Source organism: Nocardia wallacei (assembly GCF_029868745.1).
Taxonomy (GTDB): domain Bacteria; phylum Actinomycetota; class Actinomycetes; order Mycobacteriales; family Mycobacteriaceae; genus Nocardia; species Nocardia wallacei_B.
Window position 1 is genome coordinate 19,107 of sequence record NZ_JARWOP010000116.1, and the last position, 16,317, is coordinate 35,423.

The following is a 16,317-nucleotide window of genomic DNA, read 5'->3' on the forward strand; positions in this document are numbered from 1 at the left end:
ACTCTCCGCCCCGAACACCGCGCGGTGGGTGGCTTTTAACACATGTTTGCGGGGTCTTCACGCCCACCGACATCCCGGTAATGGCAGGATATGCGTGCTGGTCGGGCGACGATCGGCCCCGGGCGCGGCAACCAGCCGGTCGGCGCGAGGTCGACGCCTGCGGCCGGCGGTACGTGTAACACTGGCGAAACACAGTCTTGATTGTCGGGAAACACCGCGTCCATAGCGTTCATCTGCGACACCCAGCAATCGGCACAGGCTGGGAACCGATCCGTAAGGAGTACTAAGTGGCGTTCAGCACGGCCGACGAGGTCATCAAGTACATCAAGGAGGAGGAGGTCGAGTACGTCGACGTCCGGTTCACCGACCTCCCCGGTGTGCAGCAGCACTTCTCGATCCCGGCGAAGGCGTTCACCGCCGACCTGGCAGAGGAGGGTCTGGCATTCGACGGATCGTCGGTGCGCGGTTTCCAGTCGATCGACGAGTCGGACATGTTGCTGCTGCCCGACTTCAGCACCGCGCAGATCGACCCGTTCCGGGCCGCGAAGACCCTGAACCTCAACCACTTCGTGCACGACCCGTTCACTCGCGAGTCCTACAGCCGCGACCCGCGCAACGTGGCCCGCAAGGCCGAGGAGTACCTGCGCAGCACGGGCATCGCCGACACCGCGTACTTCGGCGCCGAGGCGGAGTTCTACATCTTCGACTCGATCCGCTACGACTCGGCGATGAACGGCTCCTTCTACGAGATCGAGTCGGTCTCGGGGTCCTGGAACACCGGCGCGGAGTTCAACCCCGACGGCACCCTGAACCGCGGCTACAAGGTCCGCAACAAGGGCGGCTACTTCCCCGTCGCGCCGTACGACCACTACGTGGACCTGCGCGACAAGATCGCGACCAACCTGCAGAATGCCGGTTTCGAGCTGGAGCGCGGCCACCACGAGGTGGGCACCGCCGGCCAGGCCGAGATCAACTACCGGTTCAACACCCTGCTGTCCGCCGCGGACGACCTGCAGCTGTTCAAGTACATCGTGAAGAACACCGCGTGGGCCGAGGGCAAGACCGTCACCTTCATGCCGAAGCCGCTGTTCGGTGACAACGGCTCGGGCATGCACGTGCACCAGTCGCTGTGGAAGGACGGCAAGCCGCTGTTCCACGACGAGGCGGGCTACGCCGGCCTCTCGGACCTGGCCCGGCACTACATCGCCGGCATCCTGCACCATGCGCCGTCGCTGCTGGCGTTCACCAACCCGACGGTGAACTCCTACCACCGCCTGGTCCCGGGCTTCGAGGCCCCGATCAACCTGGTGTACTCGCAGCGCAACCGCTCCGCGGCCGTCCGCATCCCGGTCACCGGCAACAACCCGAAGGCCAAGCGCCTCGAGTTCCGCGCGCCCGACTCCTCGGGCAACCCGTACCTGGCCTTCGCCGCCATGATGATGGCCGGCCTGGACGGCATCAAGCGCAAGCTGGAGCCGGCCGCCCCGGTCGACAAGGACCTCTACGAGCTCCCGCCGGAGGAGGCCAAGAACATCCCGCAGGCCCCCACCAACCTGGCGTCGGTCATCGACAAGCTGGAAGAGGACCACGAGTACCTCACCGAGGGCAACGTCTTCACCGAAGACCTGGTCGAGACCTGGATCTCCATCAAGCGAGAGCAGGAGATCGCCCCGGTCAACCTGCGCCCGCACCCCTACGAGTTCGAGCTGTACTTCGACGTGTAAGTCGCAGCACCGCAACCGTTCTCCCGGAGCCCCAGCCGAGTTCGGCTGGGGCTCCGGCCTTTCCGAGTCGTTCCTATGCGGTCCTCACGTAGTGTAACATGTTGAACATGAGTACACAGAGCTTGAAGGATCTGCGTGCCAAGCTCGGCGCTATCGTCCGCGAGGTCGCCGCGACCGGTGAGGAAGTCGTCATCACCGACAGCGGCACCGAGGTCGCCGTGCTCATCAGCATGGCCGACTACGAACGCCTGCATGAGCACGCCGACGTGGCCGACGCGCTTCGCCTCCGGCACATGCGGGAGAATCCGTTCGAGGCGATGACTCTTTCGGAGATGATCGAAACACTGGGCGTCGACCCATCGACGGTCCTCGCGTCGTGAAGATCGCTTTTCATCCCGACACTCTCAAACAGCTGCAAAAGCTGCCACGCGACGCCTTCGAAGCCGCGCTACAGGCAATCATCGGGTTGAGTCACGAACCGCGACCGATCGGCGCCAAGAAGCTCGTCGGCATCCACAGCGACTGGCGAGTCCGGATCGGCCAGTACCGCATCGTGTACGAAATAGACGAAGCAGCGCAACTGGTTACGGTCTACATCGTCGCGAAGCGATCCGACGTCTACCGATAACGTGCGTACCCGGGTTCCGGCCCCCGAGTAGCACTACACGGAAGTCTGCGTCGACGTCAGATCCTCGGAAGCTGACCACAGGGCGGCCTGGAGGCGCTCGTCGTGGGAGCGGGCGCTCGAGGTCACCGGTTCCGGGTGGCCCTGAATCTCGAAAAGCCCTCCCGGGCCGTAGTATTCGCCGCCGTGCGCGGTGGGGTCGGTGGCGGCGCGCAAGGTCGGCAGGGCGCCCAGGGCGGGCGTACGCCCAAAAGCCTTGGCAATGGCCAGGTTCGGGATCCGGAACCACGGCGGGGAGTAGCGGAAGACCTCCGTGCTCGCGCCACCCGGGTGGGCCGCCAAAGCCGAGACCGGGACGCCCGCGGCACGCAACCGGCGGTCCAGTTCGTAGGTGAACAGCAGATTCGCCAGCTTCGAATCGGCGTACGGGCTTGTACCGCAGGGCTTTCCGGTCGCGTCGAAGCGTCCGAAGCGATGTCCGATGCTACTCACGGTGACGACCCGGGCATCCGGCGCGAGCATGTCCAGCAGCACGGCGGTGAGCGCGAAGTGGCCGATGTGGTTGACGCCGAACTGGATCTCGATGCCGTCGGCGGTATGACCGTCCAAGCCCGTGACCCCGGCATTGTTGATCAGTAGATCGATGCGAGCATGGCGGCGGCGGACGTCCGCGGCCGCCGCGTGGACCGATTCCAGGGACCCCAGGTCGAGCCGCACCGTGTCGACCACCGCGCCGGGCACCGCCGCACCGATGCGCGCCGCCGCGTCCGCCGCCCGCTCGTCGTTCCGGCAGGCCAGCAGGACCGCCGCGCCCCGGGCCGCGAGTGCCCGCGCCGTCTCGTATCCGATTCCGGTATTGCCGCCGGTCACCACCGCGACGCGGCCGTGCTGATCCGGTATGTCCGCCTCTGTCCACATGTCCGCTCCTAAGATGAACTACCTGTTCACATTAAAAGTGAACCACTAGTTCATGTACTGTCAAGAGGAACCGACGAGACGGGAGCTTCCGATGACCGCGCGAACCCCCCGCCGAGCCGACGCGCAACGCAACCGGGAGGCCATCCTGCACGCCGCCCGAGACCTGGTGATCGCGCGCGGACCGGACGTCGGCATGGACGAGATCGCTTCCGCCGCAGGCGTTGCCGTCGGAACGCTGTACCGGCACTATCCGACGAAGAAGGATCTGATCGACGCGATCGTCACCGAACTCGAAGCCCGGATCACCGCCTCGCTGGACGCCGCGTCCGCTCGCGTCAACGCCCGCGAATCCACTGCACTGGACGAGATCGTCCGCCTACTTCACCAGGTCACGGTCGAATTGCGAGAGGAGCGACTCCTCCGGCACACCGTCACCCACCACGCCGGCGATGCCCTGCGCCGACTCCGGGACAACGCCGCCGCGGCGGTCTCACAACTGATCGCCGCCGCCCACCGCGAGCACAGCCTCTACACCGACATCACGGTCGACGACGTGGTCCTCCTACTCACCACCGCGCCGCACGACAACGCCACGCCCGCAACACAATCCCGCTGGCTGACCCTCGCCCGTCGTGCGCTCTCCCCCGATCCGGGCAAGGCTTCCGGCACGCGGCATCGACGGGCTTGAACCAGACAGGCGGCGGATTCAGCGGTCGAGGTGCGGGTGGCAGCCGAGAGATGCGCTGTACACCGCCGGGCGGCGATCGGCGGCGGGGCGGTGCGCGTGCTCGGCACCGCGCAAACGGCCGAGCGCACGGCGGGCGCGGTCGCCGAACGCGGGCAGCAGAGGGCGGTTGTCGAAGTGGGGAAGATGAACGCGGATCACAACGGAACTCCTGAGACTTTCGCGGCGTACGCGACATGACGCAGCGTAAGACCCTCATTCTTCCACCGAAAAGCCGCCCGCACCGCTAATTTTCCCGCACGCTTGCCGACCCCCCGAGATGATGAGATGATTCGGCAGTAAGCTTCTCATGTTGTCTAGTGGTCAGAGGAGATCACCATGACCGCGTCGGTAACCCGGATCGAACGCACCGCCAGCGAACTTCCGCCCCGGCAGCCCTTCCGCCCCGGCACGAAGATGTGGGACGAGACGGGGCTGATCACCTTCTCGCTCACCGCGGGTTCGGCCTTCCTGCTGCAGACCATGGAGCCCACCATCGCCGCCGTCGTGGACGAGCACTCGACCTTCCGCACCGATCCCATGGGCCGCGCCACGCGCAGCCTCGCGTCGGTGATGATGTGGATCTACGGCGGTGAGGAAGCGCTGGCCGAGGCGGATCGGCTACGCAAGAGGCACGCGACACTGAACACGGTCGACGCCGCGGGCGTTCACCACAAGGCACTCTCCTCCGGCCCGTGGGCGTGGGTGCTGCACACCGGCACCTTCGCCTTCACCGAGGGCAACCGGTACTTCACCCGCGAACCGCTCACCGCCGCGGAGAAGAACGCGTACTACGACGAGGTCGTGCAGTTGATGCGCAATTTCTCGGTGCCGCCCAAGGAGATTCCGGCGACCTTCGACGACTGGCAGCGGTGGTTCGACGAGATGGTCGACAACCATCTGGTGGCAACGAATGTCGCGCACGACTACCTCCGGGTGATCCGCAACATCGCCCCGCCGGCCTTCCTGCCACGGATGCTGGCGCCGCTGTGGCGCGCCGCCACCGCCCCGATCGGCCGCATGCAGTACTTCTGCACCGTCGGCACCACACCGGAATCCGCCCGCCGCAAACTCGGCCTCACCTGGACCCCCGCCGACGAACGCAAACTACGCATACTGGGCTGGGTAATCGGCCGCACCATCCCCATGCTCCCCGAGCGAATCCGCTACTTCCCGATCGCCTACGAGGCCCGCCGCCTGGAACGGGACCGCGCCCGGCTACGTAAGGTGATCGACCTCCGCCCGTTCTGACGGGGGTCCGCGGCGATTCGTCGCCCCGGGGACGCACGTGCTGAACAATGCAACGGTGACCGTTTCCTCTCCCGAGCGTGGTGACCGATGACCAGCAGCGCGCAGGCATCGACCGGCGTCGACGATCGGACCGCCGAACGGCTGGCGGCGGCGCTGCGCTGTGCCACCGTCTCCTCCGACACCGGTCCCGCGTCTTCCGGCACCGCAGCCGAGTTCGACAAGCTGGCCGCACATCTGGAGCAGTGTTTCCCGCTGGCGCACGCCGAACTGGAGATCACCCGCTTCGGCCACAGCCGCCTGTACCGCTGGGCGGGCACCTCACCTGGCACGGCGGCGATCCTGCTGGCGCACCTCGATGTGGTGCCCGTGGACGACGAGCAGCGCTGGACCCACCCGCCGTTCGCGGGCGCGGTGGACGACGAGTTCGTGTGGGGTCGCGGCGCCATCGATGACAAGAGCCGCGTGCTGGCGATCCTGGAGGCCGTCGAGACCGCGCTCGCGGAGGGCCGACGGCCGGACCGGACGATTTTCCTCGCCTTCGGTCACGATGAGGAGGCGCTCGGCTGCGACGGCGCCGCCCGGATGGCCGCGCACCTACGTTCTCTGAAGGTGCGGGCCGATCTGCTGCTGGACGAGGGCGGCGTGGTGACCGACGGCATCGCGCCGGGCGTGCGACGTCCTACCGCATTTCTGATGCTCGGCGAAAAAGGCTGGGCGACAGTTCGTTTGGCCGTCACAGATCCCGGCGGGCATTCATCGATGCCTGGCCGCCAGACCGCGGTCGGCCGGATCGCGCGGGCAGTGGCGCGGCTCCAGGATCGGCCGATGCCGCTGCGCCTGCCGCCGGTGACCGCGGACATGCTCACCCGCCTCCGCCCCGCCCTGCCCGCGCTCCCCCGCGCGGCGCTGGGCCTGCTGCCGCGGGCGAGCGCCGCGGTGACACGCCTGATGGCAGCGCAACCACAGACCGAGGCCTTGGTGCGCACCACCACGGCGCCGACCGTCATCCGCGGCGGCGTCAAGGCGAACGTGCTGCCGCAGTCGGCGGAGGCGCTGGTGAATTTCCGTATTCTGCCCGGTGATTCGGTGGCCGGGGTGCTCGAGCACTGCCGCCGGGTAGTGCGGGACAACGGAATCGACCTCGAGCTGGTCGGAATGTCGTCGGAACCGTCGGACATCACCGGGCCCGGCCCGGCATTCGATGTCGTCGCCGAGATCACCCGCGCCGTGGTGCCGGAGGCGATCGTCACCACCGGAATTGTCCCCGGCGCCACCGATTCTCGCTATTACGACGGCCTCGCCGCCACCCGCTGCAATTTCGCCCCCATCGTCCTGGACGCCGCAGACCTGAAACGCATCCACGGCACGGACGAACGCCTCTCCCGCATCAACTACGGCCGCCTCATCGACTTCAACCGCCGCCTCATCGACCACTACACCCACCAGCCCTGAACACCGTCATCCCGACAACCCACTCAGAAATCGCCGGCCGGCCGACCACCATTTGTTGCCACCCGCCTGATATGCCGCCCGTATCGAATCGGCAGCGACCGGCCAATCCACTGTGGGCCGAACCGACAGGTGGTCGGCCTTGCGGATTTCGGCAGGCTCACATGCCACCTGAGCAGTCCGGAAAGTGCGAGACTGGGCGACGGTGTACGTGGTGGCGGACGGAGGAACGATGGTGCGGACCGAGACCGGCGAGTTCGAGGGGCGGGGCGGGAAGGTCTTCTGGCGGGCGTGGCTGCCGGAGGAGCAGGTGCGGGGTGTCGTTGTGCTCGTGCACGGGGTGGCCGAGCACTCCGGGCGGTACGAGCATGTCGGGAAACGGCTGGCGGACAATGGGTTCGCCGTGTACGCGCCCGACCACATCGGGCACGGGCAGTCTGCCGGAAGCAGGGCGAATATCGATTCGGTCGACGGTGCGGCCGACAATGTCGCGACGCTGCTCGAATTCGCGGCCCATACCCATCCGGGCGTACCGAAATTCCTTGTCGCGCACAGCATGGGCAGCCTGATCACGCTGTACCTCACCACGCGAGCGCCACTGGACGTGGCAGGCATCGCGGTCTCCGCACCACCGCTGGTCATCTCGGCGGGCAACCCCGTGCAGCGGCTACTCGCGCCGATCCTCAGCCGATTCACCCCCGGACTCGGTGTGCTGCAACTCGATTCATCGGCCATCAGCCGCGACCCGGAGGTAGTCCGCGCCTACGACAACGACCCACTCGTCTTCCGCGGCAAACTCCCCGCCCGCACCGGCGCCGAAATCCTCCAGGCGACCGAAACCATCACCCGACGCCTGGATCACCTCACCGTCCCCACCCTCGTCCTACACGGCACCGCCGACGCCCTCGCCGCCCCGGCAAGCTCAGACCTCATCGAACAGCGCGCCGCCACCGCCGACCTCACCGTCAACCGCTACCCAGGCCTCTACCACGAGATCTTCAACGAGCCAGAACAAGACACCGTCCTCAACGACCTCGTCACCTGGCTGAACCAGCACCTAGCCGCCTGAGCGGCCCCACTTCAGCCAGCGTCGGCACTCCGTCGGAGAGCCGGTCACGGGCGAATCAGCACATCGGATGTTCCCGACTGAACACTGCACCGCTACCGTCGAGACAGTGCCGACCTCGCGTATATACGACATTGTCGACGGTAAACTCGCCTGGACCGAAGTCGATCTGCTCGACATCGGCGACAGCTCGGCATCTCCATTGCGAAATGCGCTGGAGGAGTTCGGGATTCAAGTCAATCTCCGCCCGATCGGGCAATCTCGCCACGTCCTCGCGGCGCTCGGCGGAGCTTTTCCCATCGCGCCGTTCGTGATTGTGAGTTGCCACGGTGAGGACGGACAAATCCTCTTGCCCGAACTCGGCGGTTCGATCGCCGAAGCCCAACCGTTCCATGGCTCGATGGGACCCGCACAGATCAGGGACCACCTTCGAATACCCGGAAGCACCGTGATCTCCACGGGGTGCGAAACCGGCCGGGCCGCACTCGCCGCAGCGTTCCTGGACGCCGGCGCGAATGGCTACTTCGCTCCCGCCGACGCACCGGAGGGGCACAGTGCCTTCTTCGCCGTACTGACCCTCTTCTACGAACTGACCGCCGGGCGCGAGCTGCGGGACGCGGTGAATCGGGTCAAGGGATACGACGACGAGTTGTCGATGTGGGAGTACTGGACCCGCTGATCCCGATCGGCAAGGTGACCGGAATTGTTCAGCTGGCGGCAACCGGGCGCTGCTAGCGTGCGCGCGTGCCTGCACGCTTGGTGGTGAGTATCCATGACGTGGCTCCGGCGACTGCCGCCGAGACCGAACGTTGGTGCGCGGATGCCGATGCGTTCGGAATTCCGGTGTCGCTGTTGGTGATTCCCGGGCCGTGGCGGGGAACGAGCTTGGCCGGCGCGCCGGAGTATGCGACTTTCCTGCGGGCACGACGAGCGCACGGTGACGAGATCATGATGCACGGCTGGGAGCATCGCGCACCGGCAACGGGTGCGTTGCCTCGGCGCGCGATCGCCCGGCTGATCGCCCGTGGCGCCGCCGAGTTCGCCGCGTTGGACACCGAAGCGGCCGATACGCGGCTGCGGCGGGCCACGGCGGTGATGGACGAACTCGGTTTGAGCACAACCGGGTTCACGCCGCCCGGCTGGCTGGCCTCACCTGCCGCAGAGCGGGCCTTGCAGCGGGCGGGATTCTCACACACCACGGATCATTTCGGCGTCCGAGACCTGCGTTGCGGCAAGCGGTTCCGCGGATTCGCACTGTCCCAGCGACCCGGCGGCAGCGGGGAGCGCACCGCCGCCCGGCTGATGCAGACACTCTCCCACCGAACCGCAACCCACGGCGGTTTCGTCCGCATCGCACTACATCCCGACGACCTGCGCCGCCCCGGCCTCCGCCACGCCGCCCTCCGCGCGATAGACGCAGCACTATCGGCCGGCGCGAGCGCCACCACCTACGCCGAGGTGATCGGGTGACATCCCACACCACCCCTCCCGATCAGGCACCCACGGGACATCGAAACCAGCCCAAACGACCCCTCGGGCCCATACACAGACACTCCCGCCCCTGGCCGACCCCTTCCACACATAAGCGCTCCCGGCTCAGAAACATCCGTACCGCGCATCCCCTCAATCCTGTACTCGCCCACCGACTCACACCCGGGCGTCGCCGGTCGGACTTCGGTGGAACATGCGCACGTTTCGCGTCAGAGGGTCTCTGATGCGGATCGTTCAGTTGGCGAACTTCTACACCCCCGCCTCGGGTGGCCTGCGTACCTGTGTCGATGAGATCGGGCGGGGTTATGTGGCCGCCGGGCATGACCGTGTGTTGGTGGTGCCGGGTGTGGTCGACGCGGACGAGGGGACACCGGCGGGGCGGCGAATTACCGTGCGGGGACTGCGGTTCGGGGGCGCGGGGTACCACGTGCTCACCGCCCGGCGCACTCGTCCGATCCTGCAGCGGCTGCGCCCGGACGTGCTGGAGTGCAGCGACAAACTGAGTATGCGGTGGCTCGCGCCGTGGGCTCGACGCACCGGTGTGCCACTGATCCTGTTCTCGCACGAGCGCATCGACGCCATCCTGCGGACCCGCGTCCCGCCCGGATTCCCGCTCGTCACCGCGGCCGACCTGGCCAATCGACGGCTCGCGTCCAGGGTCGAACGCATCATCGTCACCTCGGAATTCGCCTGTGCCGAATTCACCCGCATCGGCGCGCGCAACGTGCACCGCATTCCGCTCGGCGTGGATCTCGATACCTTCCGGCCGAGCGACAACCCGGCGACCGTCCCCGGCAGGCCGCAACTGATCCTGGTGAGCCGACTGTCCCGCGAGAAGCACCCCGAGCGCGCGATCGAGGCACTACAACTGCTGCGGCACAAGGGAATCGACGCCGAACTCACGGTGGTCGGCGACGGCCCCCTCCGGGGCGATCTCGAGGCCCTCGCAGCCGAACTGCCGGTGCGATTCGAGGGCTATGTCCCCAGCCGAAAGGCGATGGCAGACATGATCGCCGCAGCGGATATCGCCCTATGCCCCTCCCCCGCCGAAACATTCGGCTTGGCCGTACTGGAAGCCCTCGCCTGCGGCACCCCGGTGGTCGTTCCGCACGCGGGCGCTGCCCGCGAGCTCCTCGGCGATCCGGGCTCCGGCCTCGAATGCGACGGCACCCCAACCGGTCTCGCCGCCGCGACACGCGATCTCCTCTCCCTCCCCACCGCACAACGCCGCCACGCCGCCCGCCGCAGCGCCGAACGCTTCCCCTGGTCCCGCACGGTCACCGGAATGCTCACCCTCCACGAGAACTACGAACCCGCCTTACGCTCCGCGTAAAGCCGGCTGCGTCGAAGTCCGACTTTCGCCGAACAGAACGACTTGCCCGAGAAGACCCGACCACCGACCACTAAACGCCGCGACTGGTGAAGTCGAAGGACCCACCGTCGATCCCCCACGAGATAACGCGTTCGGGCCGAATCCGGATGACCGCACGCTCCTGGGGCGGGAACGGCGGCTCCACGTCATCGAGCGCCACAGCAGTACCGCGCACCTCGATACCGCGAATCACGTACGGCTCCAAGGAAACCTGTTCGTCGACAACGAACGACACCCGGCTGCCCGCCTCGACATTGCGGTACTTCCGAGTGGAACGCATCCGCATGCCGCCGATATCGATCGTGCCGTCGGCGTTCACCCGATAGCCGGTCGGATTGTTCTGCACAACGCCGTCCGGCGACACCGTGGCCAGCCGACCGATCCCGGCTTCCGCGAGGAACTGCTGCTCATTGCTGGTAAAGATCATGTCGGTCACTCCTCGGTATTCGACATCTTCTAGCGTCGCTAGAATGCGAAGCAACGATATCAGCCGATCCGCAAGCTTGTCTAGCGTTGCTAGAAAAACTTCCGGCCAGACTCAGCCGGTCTGCTCGGCTCTCCCGCGACCGCGACCACGGCCGACGAATCCCGTTCGTCGTGCAAGGTAGGGGAATTCGCCAGCAGCACGACACCGGCGATCACCGTGGCAGCAGCGACCGTGAGAGGCAGCGGATGCGGGTACGCCGAAGCGGTGAACAAGGTGAGCCCCGCGGCGTAGCTGAGGATCGGATCGGTGATCGTCATGGTGGTGAGGGCAGTAGGGAGAGACCCGCGAGCGAAGGCTTCCTGAGTAAGCACGCCCCCGATCACGGTCGAGAACGGCACCCCGAGCCACGCCCAATGCAGTTGCGGCAGTGCGGGAGTCGCGACGGCGACGAACACGGCGGTGGTGGCGAAACAGCATCCGGCCGCCATCGCGGTCAACGCCGATCGCGACTGGGTGCCGCCGAGGAAACGACCCACAACCAGCAGCACCGGCACCGCGGCAAGGACGAAGCACCCGGCGATCGGAAGCCGACCCACGTGCACCGGCCCGAGCGGAATAGATTGCGCCACAAGCACTACCAGCCCACAGCACACCGCGACGGTCCCCGCCCAGTCCCGGGCCAGCAGCCGGACCCGGCGACGCCGAGCCGCGAACGGCAGCGCGAACAGCAACTGCACCACCAGCAAAGCCTGAACGGTCGAAATCGACCCGTACCGCAAAGCCGTTGCGTGGCAAAGGAAACCGGCAACGCTGCACGCCTGCCCGAGCAACCAGCGCCGGTCGGTCAGCAGGGCCCGCGCGATCCCGGCCACGGCCAGTAGCCCGGACGCCTCTTCCACGGCGAGCGCCGCGCCGCGCGCACTACCTTGCTGCCACGCCGCCGACACCGCGAACAGCAGGGCGGCCAGCAGCGCCGGAGCGCTACCGGCCGCCCACGGCCCGAGTGTCGTCACAGGCCCATCCTCGGCGCGTCCGGTGAATCCGGAGTGTCGCGGGAATGGATCGGCGGCTACTTGTAGGTCGCCAGGCAGGCGTCCTCACCGTCGAGCACCCCGGTCCGGAACGCCTCGAGCCGCTGGTAGCCGCTGGGCACCAGCTTGCCGTCCACGTCGCTGGCCGCGAGACCGTCGGACAGCAGGCCCGACACGGCGGAATCCAGATCCCCGGACGTCAGCCGCGGATCGCTGGCCGGGTCACTCAGCTTGGTGGTGATCACCCCCGACAGGCACGCCGTGCGCAGGCCCGCGGACTCCGCGCCGGACAGCGGCAGGTTCCGGTCTTTCTCCACGGCTAGGGCGTAGCGCGAGATGAACACCAGGAAGGCGTTGTAATTGCCTTCCACCACCGCCGACAGCGGTTCGTCCGCCCCCGGCAGCGCCCCGGCTCGCGCGGCCAGCCCCGGCACATTGGCCCCGATCTTGTTGGCGGCGGGGCAGAACGACACCGGTTCCACCGCGGTGTCTTGCGGGCAGTCCCGCACGACGCCGGAGTAGTCGTACCGCGGCGGCTGCGACATCGGGTAGATCCGGCCCAGCGCCTGCGCGACCAGATCGAGCGACACCGTATCGACCGGCAGCTGGTTCTCCTGGTCGTCCTCCTCGAAGCTGGTGGGCAGCCCGCCGCGACGCTCCTTGATCTCCTTCTTGTTGATCGTCTTGCAGCCCTCGGTGCCGTCCTGCCAGCCGATCTGCACCGCGGTCACCCGCTCGAACGCCGAACCGTGCGAGTTGTTCTTACCCTCCGGATCGTGATCACGAACGGCCACCGCCGCACCCAGCACGCCGTTGAGCCCATCGGTGGTGTTGAGCGTGAAGTGCGCCGAGCTGCCCTCCGCCACCTGACGCAGGAACACTCCGGCGAAGCAGTCGGCCTGCTGCTCCAATACCAGTGTGGGAGTGAAGAATCCGTTCAGCCGGGCCTGATCCTGGAGCGAATGACCGTACTCGTGGGCGAGCACCATCACCACCGCCATCTTCCCGTACTTGTCGGTGATCAGCGGGAGCAGTTTGCCGCGATCCCAGCCGATGGTCTTGTCCAGCTTGCAGTAAGCGGCGTTGACCATGCGGTAGGTCGTCGACTTACAGAATTTCACCGCCTGCTCCTCGGGAGCGCGTGCGTCCCAGGAGATGAAGCGGTCCACAGGCTTGAACGTGCCCTTGAAGAACTTCGGATACTCGGCGCTCCAATAGTCTTGGAGATCCGACAGAGTGTTCAGCGCCAGCCGGTCCATCTCACCGCCGTCGCCGTTCTCAGCCTGCAACGGCGCGTCCGGCACACCGGTGCGAGGGCCGCTGGGCCCGCCGCCCTGCGTCGCGCCGGCCACCTCCCACGGATTGCCGGAGTCGGTGACCCCGGCCTGCTGGACCGCGGTGCCCGTCGACTCGCCGCCGCATCCGGCCAGCGCCGCGACCAGCACGAGCAGTCCCGCGAGTGCCACGAACCGCGGCCGTATGTGTCGTATCAAATTGTTTCGCCTCCCCGATTACCACTGTCACGCACCCGGACCACGACGATCCGGTTCCGCGTCAGCGGTCCCCCCGTCTCCGAGCGCCCACATCGTAATCGCATGCGGCGTCGTCAGCGCAACGTTGGCTCGACACCACGTGCGGGAAGTTCGGCTGACGGTGTTCGGGTGTCCCGATGCGGTGTTGCGCGAAACCTCGACACCGCGCTGCGTCCGGAGCAACAAATGCCCACGGGCATCGAACGGACAGCGATAACCTGAGAACGCTCAACGGCCGGGCAACGTCCGAGCGTGGTGCCCGGGAAGAAATCCAGGCTCAGCCCCCTTGCCGCTATCAGCCGAGTCGCGACGCTCGAACGTTCAGATATCGCTGTTGCGGAAGACTTCTCGCCCGCGCGGCCGCCGCGCGATAGGCGGTTCGGGCACCGTCACGGTCGCCGAGCATCTCACGCAGGTGTCCCCGCACAGCGTCGACGCGATGGTCGTCCGGCAGTCGCCCTGCGACCTGTTCGACGATTGCCAGACCCGCGGCGGGCGTGCGGGAAAATGCCACGGCCACAGCATAATTCAGCAGCACCATCGGATTGTCACCGAACTCCAGCAGCCGCTCGTACAGCAGGGTGATCTGCGGCCAGTCGGTCGAGCCGTAATCCGGCGCCTCGTCGTGCAGCGCCGCGATGGCTGCCTGTAATTGGTAAGGGCCGACCGCGCCCTGCGGCAAGGCCGCGGTGATCAGCTCGACACCTTCGGCGATATCGGTTGCGCGCCAACGGCTCCGGTCCTGCTCCTCCATCGGAATCAGCTCACCCGCCGGACCGGTGCGCGCGGGACGGCGGGCGTCGGTCAGCACCATCAGTGCCAGCAAGCCCGCAACCTCACTCTCACCCGGCAGCAGCCGATACAGCAGACGGGCCAAACGGATTGCCTCCGAAGACAATTCGGTCCGCTGCAGTTCCGCCCCGGACGTCGCCGAGTACCCTTCTGTGAAGATCAGGTACAACGCGTGCAGCACCGCCGCGAGCCGTTCATCGCGTTCGGACGGCGAGGGTATCGCGAATCGAATTCCGCTGTCCGCGATCACCTTCTTGGCCCGGGTGATGCGCCGGGTCATCGTGGCCTCGGACACCAGGAAGGCGCGGGCGATCTCCGCGGTGGTGAGGCCGCCGACGGCACGCAGCGTCAGCGCGACCTGCGACGACGCGGACAGCGCCGGATGACAGCACAGGAACAGCAGGATCAGCGTGTCGTCGGCATCGGCGGGCCGGTCGGCCGCCGGCGACAGCCATTCGTCCGGCAGGCGCCGGTGCACCACGGCGTCCTCGCGCGCTCGCCGCGCCTGCTCGCTGCGCAGCAGATCGGTCAGCCGCCGCGCACCGACGGTGATCAGCCAGCTCAGCGGCCGCTCCGGCAAGCCCTCGACCGGCCAGCCGGTGGCGGCCGCCAGCAGCGCCTCCTGCACCGCATCCTCGGCGGCGTCGAAATGCCCGTAGCGGCGCACCAGCGCACCGAGGACCTGCGGCGCCAGCTCGCGCAGCAGGTCGTCGAACTCGGTGCGGAACATCAGATCTCGTCCGCGGACTCCATGATGGGCCGGATGTCGGCGTATGCGCGGTCGTAGGCTTCCTTCGGCGCCGGGCAACCCTGCAGCCGCGCCGCGATCTCCGTGGCGCGGTCGAAGCTCTCGCACTCGACGATCCAGTACCCGGCGAGCACCTCCTGGGTCTCGGCGTAAGGGCCGTCGGTGACGAACGCCGAGCCGTCCCGGTTGCCGACGCGGCGGGTGTGCACCGGTGCGGCCAGACCGCGAGTCTCGACCAACTCGCCGGACTCCTCCAGTTCCCGGTTGAACGCCGTCATGAACTCGGCCATCTTCGCGAAATCTTCCGGGGTCCAGGCGGAATTGCCGGACCCGCCCATGCCGTCGTAGTCCTGCTGCGAGCCGTAGCTGAGGATCATGTACTTCACGGTCACTCCTTTCGACCGGCGCCCCGTCGGCGCCTCTCACCAGGTACGTCGGAGCTGTCCCTCAGTTTCGGACATCGCGGGCGGGAATGCACGAAGGAACACCGACCGAGCCGTGCGGGAGGCCACCCTCGCGCTCCTGGCCGAGGTCGGCTACGCCGGGCTGCGGGTGCAGGACGTGGCGGTCCGGGCCGGGGTCGGCAAGGCCGCGCTGTACCGGCGGTGGCCGTCGAAGGCGGCGCTGGCGCTGCACCACCTCATCGGTGATCTGCGGCCGCGCGAGTACCGCGACACCGGTAGCCTGCGTGGCGACTTGCGCTATGTGGCAACAGATTTCGTCACGCGAATGGCCCATCCGAGGGTGCGGGCGGTGCTGCCGGAGATCATGGTCGATCTGCTGCACGACCGCTCGTTGCAGAGCGTCTTCGAACAGGTCTGCCTGCTGCCGGAGCAGGAGCTGATTCGCCGGGTCGCCATGCAGGCGGTCGCTCGTGGCGAACTCACCGCGATGCCCGACTTGCGTTGGGCACACGCACAATTCGCCGGACCGGTATTCCTGTGGCTGCACCTGCTCGGCGGCGACAACGACTCGGCCCTCGTGGACCGAGTCGCGAATTCGGTAGCGGCCGCCTGGCTGCACCCTGAGGAGTTTCAATGATCGTGTCAAGCCGCAGTTCTGATCGGGGCTGGTGCCTCGGTGGTGAACGTGCGGTTGTCGCGTACGAGCGCCCAGATGACGTCGATCAAACGGCGGGCCAGTGCGATGAGGGCTTGGGTGTGGATC

The 16,317-nt window shown here is 67.3% G+C and carries 18 protein-coding genes; 11 read left to right on the plus strand and 7 right to left on the minus strand.

Annotated elements, in window-relative coordinates; translation table 11 throughout:
* The first annotated feature begins 287 nt into the window (after positions 1–287).
* The 3 genes from glnA (at position 288) to QH470_RS08965 (ending at position 2,352) form a co-directional block, all read left to right on the plus strand.
* Positions 288–1,724 carry a type I glutamate--ammonia ligase gene (gene glnA, locus QH470_RS08955; RefSeq protein ID WP_280271812.1) on the plus strand — a complete coding sequence of 479 codons (1,437 nt, stop codon included), beginning with the start codon at positions 288–290 and terminating at the stop codon, positions 1,722–1,724.
* Positions 1,725–1,831: 107 nt separating this feature from the next.
* Positions 1,832–2,104, plus strand: a complete 273-nt coding sequence (locus tag QH470_RS08960; RefSeq protein ID WP_280271813.1) for a type II toxin-antitoxin system Phd/YefM family antitoxin — start codon at positions 1,832–1,834, stop codon at positions 2,102–2,104.
* Positions 2,101–2,352: a type II toxin-antitoxin system RelE family toxin gene (locus tag QH470_RS08965; protein WP_280271814.1), complete on the plus strand. Its 252-nt coding sequence runs from the start codon at positions 2,101–2,103 to the stop codon at positions 2,350–2,352. Before QH470_RS08960 ends, QH470_RS08965 begins: the two co-directional genes overlap by 4 nt.
* A 33-nt stretch (positions 2,353–2,385) precedes the next feature.
* On the opposite strand, the gene QH470_RS08970 is transcribed toward QH470_RS08965, so the two are convergent.
* On the minus strand, positions 2,386–3,267 hold the full coding sequence (locus QH470_RS08970; protein ID WP_280271815.1) for an oxidoreductase: 882 nt from the start codon (positions 3,265–3,267) through the stop codon (positions 2,386–2,388).
* Positions 3,268–3,358: 91 nt separating this feature from the next.
* Between QH470_RS08970 and QH470_RS08975 the strand changes: the two genes are divergently transcribed.
* Positions 3,359–3,955: a TetR/AcrR family transcriptional regulator gene (locus QH470_RS08975; RefSeq protein ID WP_280271816.1), complete on the plus strand. Its 597-nt coding sequence runs from the start codon at positions 3,359–3,361 to the stop codon at positions 3,953–3,955.
* A gap of 18 nt (positions 3,956–3,973) precedes the next feature.
* Here the strand turns inward: QH470_RS08975 and QH470_RS08980 are convergent, their stop codons facing one another.
* A complete protein-coding gene (locus tag QH470_RS08980) occupies positions 3,974–4,153 on the minus strand; it encodes a hypothetical protein (RefSeq protein WP_280271817.1) in 180 nt (59 codons plus the stop codon).
* A 177-nt stretch (positions 4,154–4,330) separates the two neighbouring features.
* Here QH470_RS08980 and QH470_RS08985 point away from each other — a divergent pair, with 177 nt between their 5' ends.
* The 6 genes from QH470_RS08985 (at position 4,331) to QH470_RS09010 (ending at position 10,581) form a co-directional block, all read left to right on the plus strand.
* Positions 4,331–5,242: an oxygenase MpaB family protein gene (locus QH470_RS08985; RefSeq protein ID WP_280271818.1), complete on the plus strand. Its 912-nt coding sequence runs from the start codon at positions 4,331–4,333 to the stop codon at positions 5,240–5,242.
* Positions 5,243–5,329: 87 nt separating this feature from the next.
* Positions 5,330–6,694, plus strand: coding sequence for a M20/M25/M40 family metallo-hydrolase (locus tag QH470_RS08990; protein ID WP_280271819.1), 1,365 nt, complete (start codon positions 5,330–5,332; stop codon positions 6,692–6,694).
* 229 nt (positions 6,695–6,923) lie between these two features.
* Positions 6,924–7,760, plus strand: a complete 837-nt coding sequence (locus QH470_RS08995; protein WP_280271820.1) for an alpha/beta hydrolase — start codon at positions 6,924–6,926, stop codon at positions 7,758–7,760.
* 106 nt (positions 7,761–7,866) lie between these two features.
* On the plus strand, positions 7,867–8,436 hold the full coding sequence (locus QH470_RS09000; protein WP_280271821.1) for a hypothetical protein: 570 nt from the start codon (positions 7,867–7,869) through the stop codon (positions 8,434–8,436).
* Positions 8,437–8,501: 65 nt separating this feature from the next.
* A complete protein-coding gene (locus QH470_RS09005; protein WP_280271822.1) occupies positions 8,502–9,227 on the plus strand; it encodes a DUF2334 domain-containing protein in 726 nt (241 codons plus the stop codon).
* A gap of 244 nt (positions 9,228–9,471) precedes the next feature.
* Positions 9,472–10,581, plus strand: a complete 1,110-nt coding sequence (locus QH470_RS09010; protein ID WP_280271823.1) for a glycosyltransferase — start codon at positions 9,472–9,474, stop codon at positions 10,579–10,581.
* Between the two features lie 70 nt (positions 10,582–10,651).
* Here QH470_RS09010 and QH470_RS09015 read toward each other — a convergent pair whose 3' ends face one another.
* From QH470_RS09015 to QH470_RS09035, 5 genes are all read right to left on the minus strand, one after another.
* Entirely contained in the window at positions 10,652–11,047 is a 396-nt protein-coding gene (locus QH470_RS09015; RefSeq protein ID WP_280271824.1) for a PPOX class F420-dependent oxidoreductase, read from the minus strand.
* Between the two features lie 89 nt (positions 11,048–11,136).
* Entirely contained in the window at positions 11,137–12,060 is a 924-nt protein-coding gene (locus QH470_RS09020) for a DMT family transporter (RefSeq protein WP_280271825.1), read from the minus strand.
* 56 nt (positions 12,061–12,116) lie between these two features.
* On the minus strand, positions 12,117–13,544 hold the full coding sequence (locus tag QH470_RS09025; RefSeq protein WP_280271826.1) for a neutral zinc metallopeptidase: 1,428 nt from the start codon (positions 13,542–13,544) through the stop codon (positions 12,117–12,119).
* Positions 13,545–13,905: 361 nt separating this feature from the next.
* Positions 13,906–15,132 carry an RNA polymerase sigma factor gene (locus QH470_RS09030; RefSeq protein WP_280271827.1) on the minus strand — a complete coding sequence of 409 codons (1,227 nt, stop codon included), beginning with the start codon at positions 15,130–15,132 and terminating at the stop codon, positions 13,906–13,908.
* Positions 15,132–15,527, minus strand: coding sequence for a YciI family protein (locus QH470_RS09035; protein WP_280271832.1), 396 nt, complete (start codon positions 15,525–15,527; stop codon positions 15,132–15,134). Before QH470_RS09035 ends, QH470_RS09030 begins: the two co-directional genes overlap by 1 nt.
* A 121-nt stretch (positions 15,528–15,648) precedes the next feature.
* On the opposite strand from QH470_RS09035, the gene QH470_RS09040 reads away from it, so the two are divergent.
* Positions 15,649–16,191: a TetR/AcrR family transcriptional regulator gene (locus tag QH470_RS09040; protein WP_280271828.1), complete on the plus strand. Its 543-nt coding sequence runs from the start codon at positions 15,649–15,651 to the stop codon at positions 16,189–16,191.
* The last annotated feature ends 126 nt before the right edge of the window (positions 16,192–16,317 follow it).

What these genes read in the sequence shown, in the direction of transcription:
- QH470_RS08960 (WP_280271813.1), top strand. Translation starts at nt 1,832, where the DNA reads ATGAGTACACAGAGCTTGAAGGATCTGCGTGCCAAGCTCGGCGCTATC.
- QH470_RS08970 (WP_280271815.1), bottom strand. Translation starts at nt 3,267, where the DNA reads ATGTGGACAGAGGCGGACATACCGGATCAGCACGGCCGCGTCGCGGTG.
- QH470_RS08975 (WP_280271816.1), top strand. Translation starts at nt 3,359, where the DNA reads ATGACCGCGCGAACCCCCCGCCGAGCCGACGCGCAACGCAACCGGGAG.
- QH470_RS08985 (WP_280271818.1), top strand. Translation starts at nt 4,331, where the DNA reads ATGACCGCGTCGGTAACCCGGATCGAACGCACCGCCAGCGAACTTCCG.
- QH470_RS08990 (WP_280271819.1), top strand. Translation starts at nt 5,330, where the DNA reads ATGACCAGCAGCGCGCAGGCATCGACCGGCGTCGACGATCGGACCGCC.
- QH470_RS08995 (WP_280271820.1), top strand. Translation starts at nt 6,924, where the DNA reads ATGGTGCGGACCGAGACCGGCGAGTTCGAGGGGCGGGGCGGGAAGGTC.
- QH470_RS09010 (WP_280271823.1), top strand. Translation starts at nt 9,472, where the DNA reads ATGCGGATCGTTCAGTTGGCGAACTTCTACACCCCCGCCTCGGGTGGC.
- QH470_RS09015 (WP_280271824.1), bottom strand. Translation starts at nt 11,047, where the DNA reads ATGATCTTTACCAGCAATGAGCAGCAGTTCCTCGCGGAAGCCGGGATC.
- QH470_RS09030 (WP_280271827.1), bottom strand. Translation starts at nt 15,132, where the DNA reads ATGTTCCGCACCGAGTTCGACGACCTGCTGCGCGAGCTGGCGCCGCAG.
- QH470_RS09035 (WP_280271832.1), bottom strand. Translation starts at nt 15,527, where the DNA reads ATGATCCTCAGCTACGGCTCGCAGCAGGACTACGACGGCATGGGCGGG.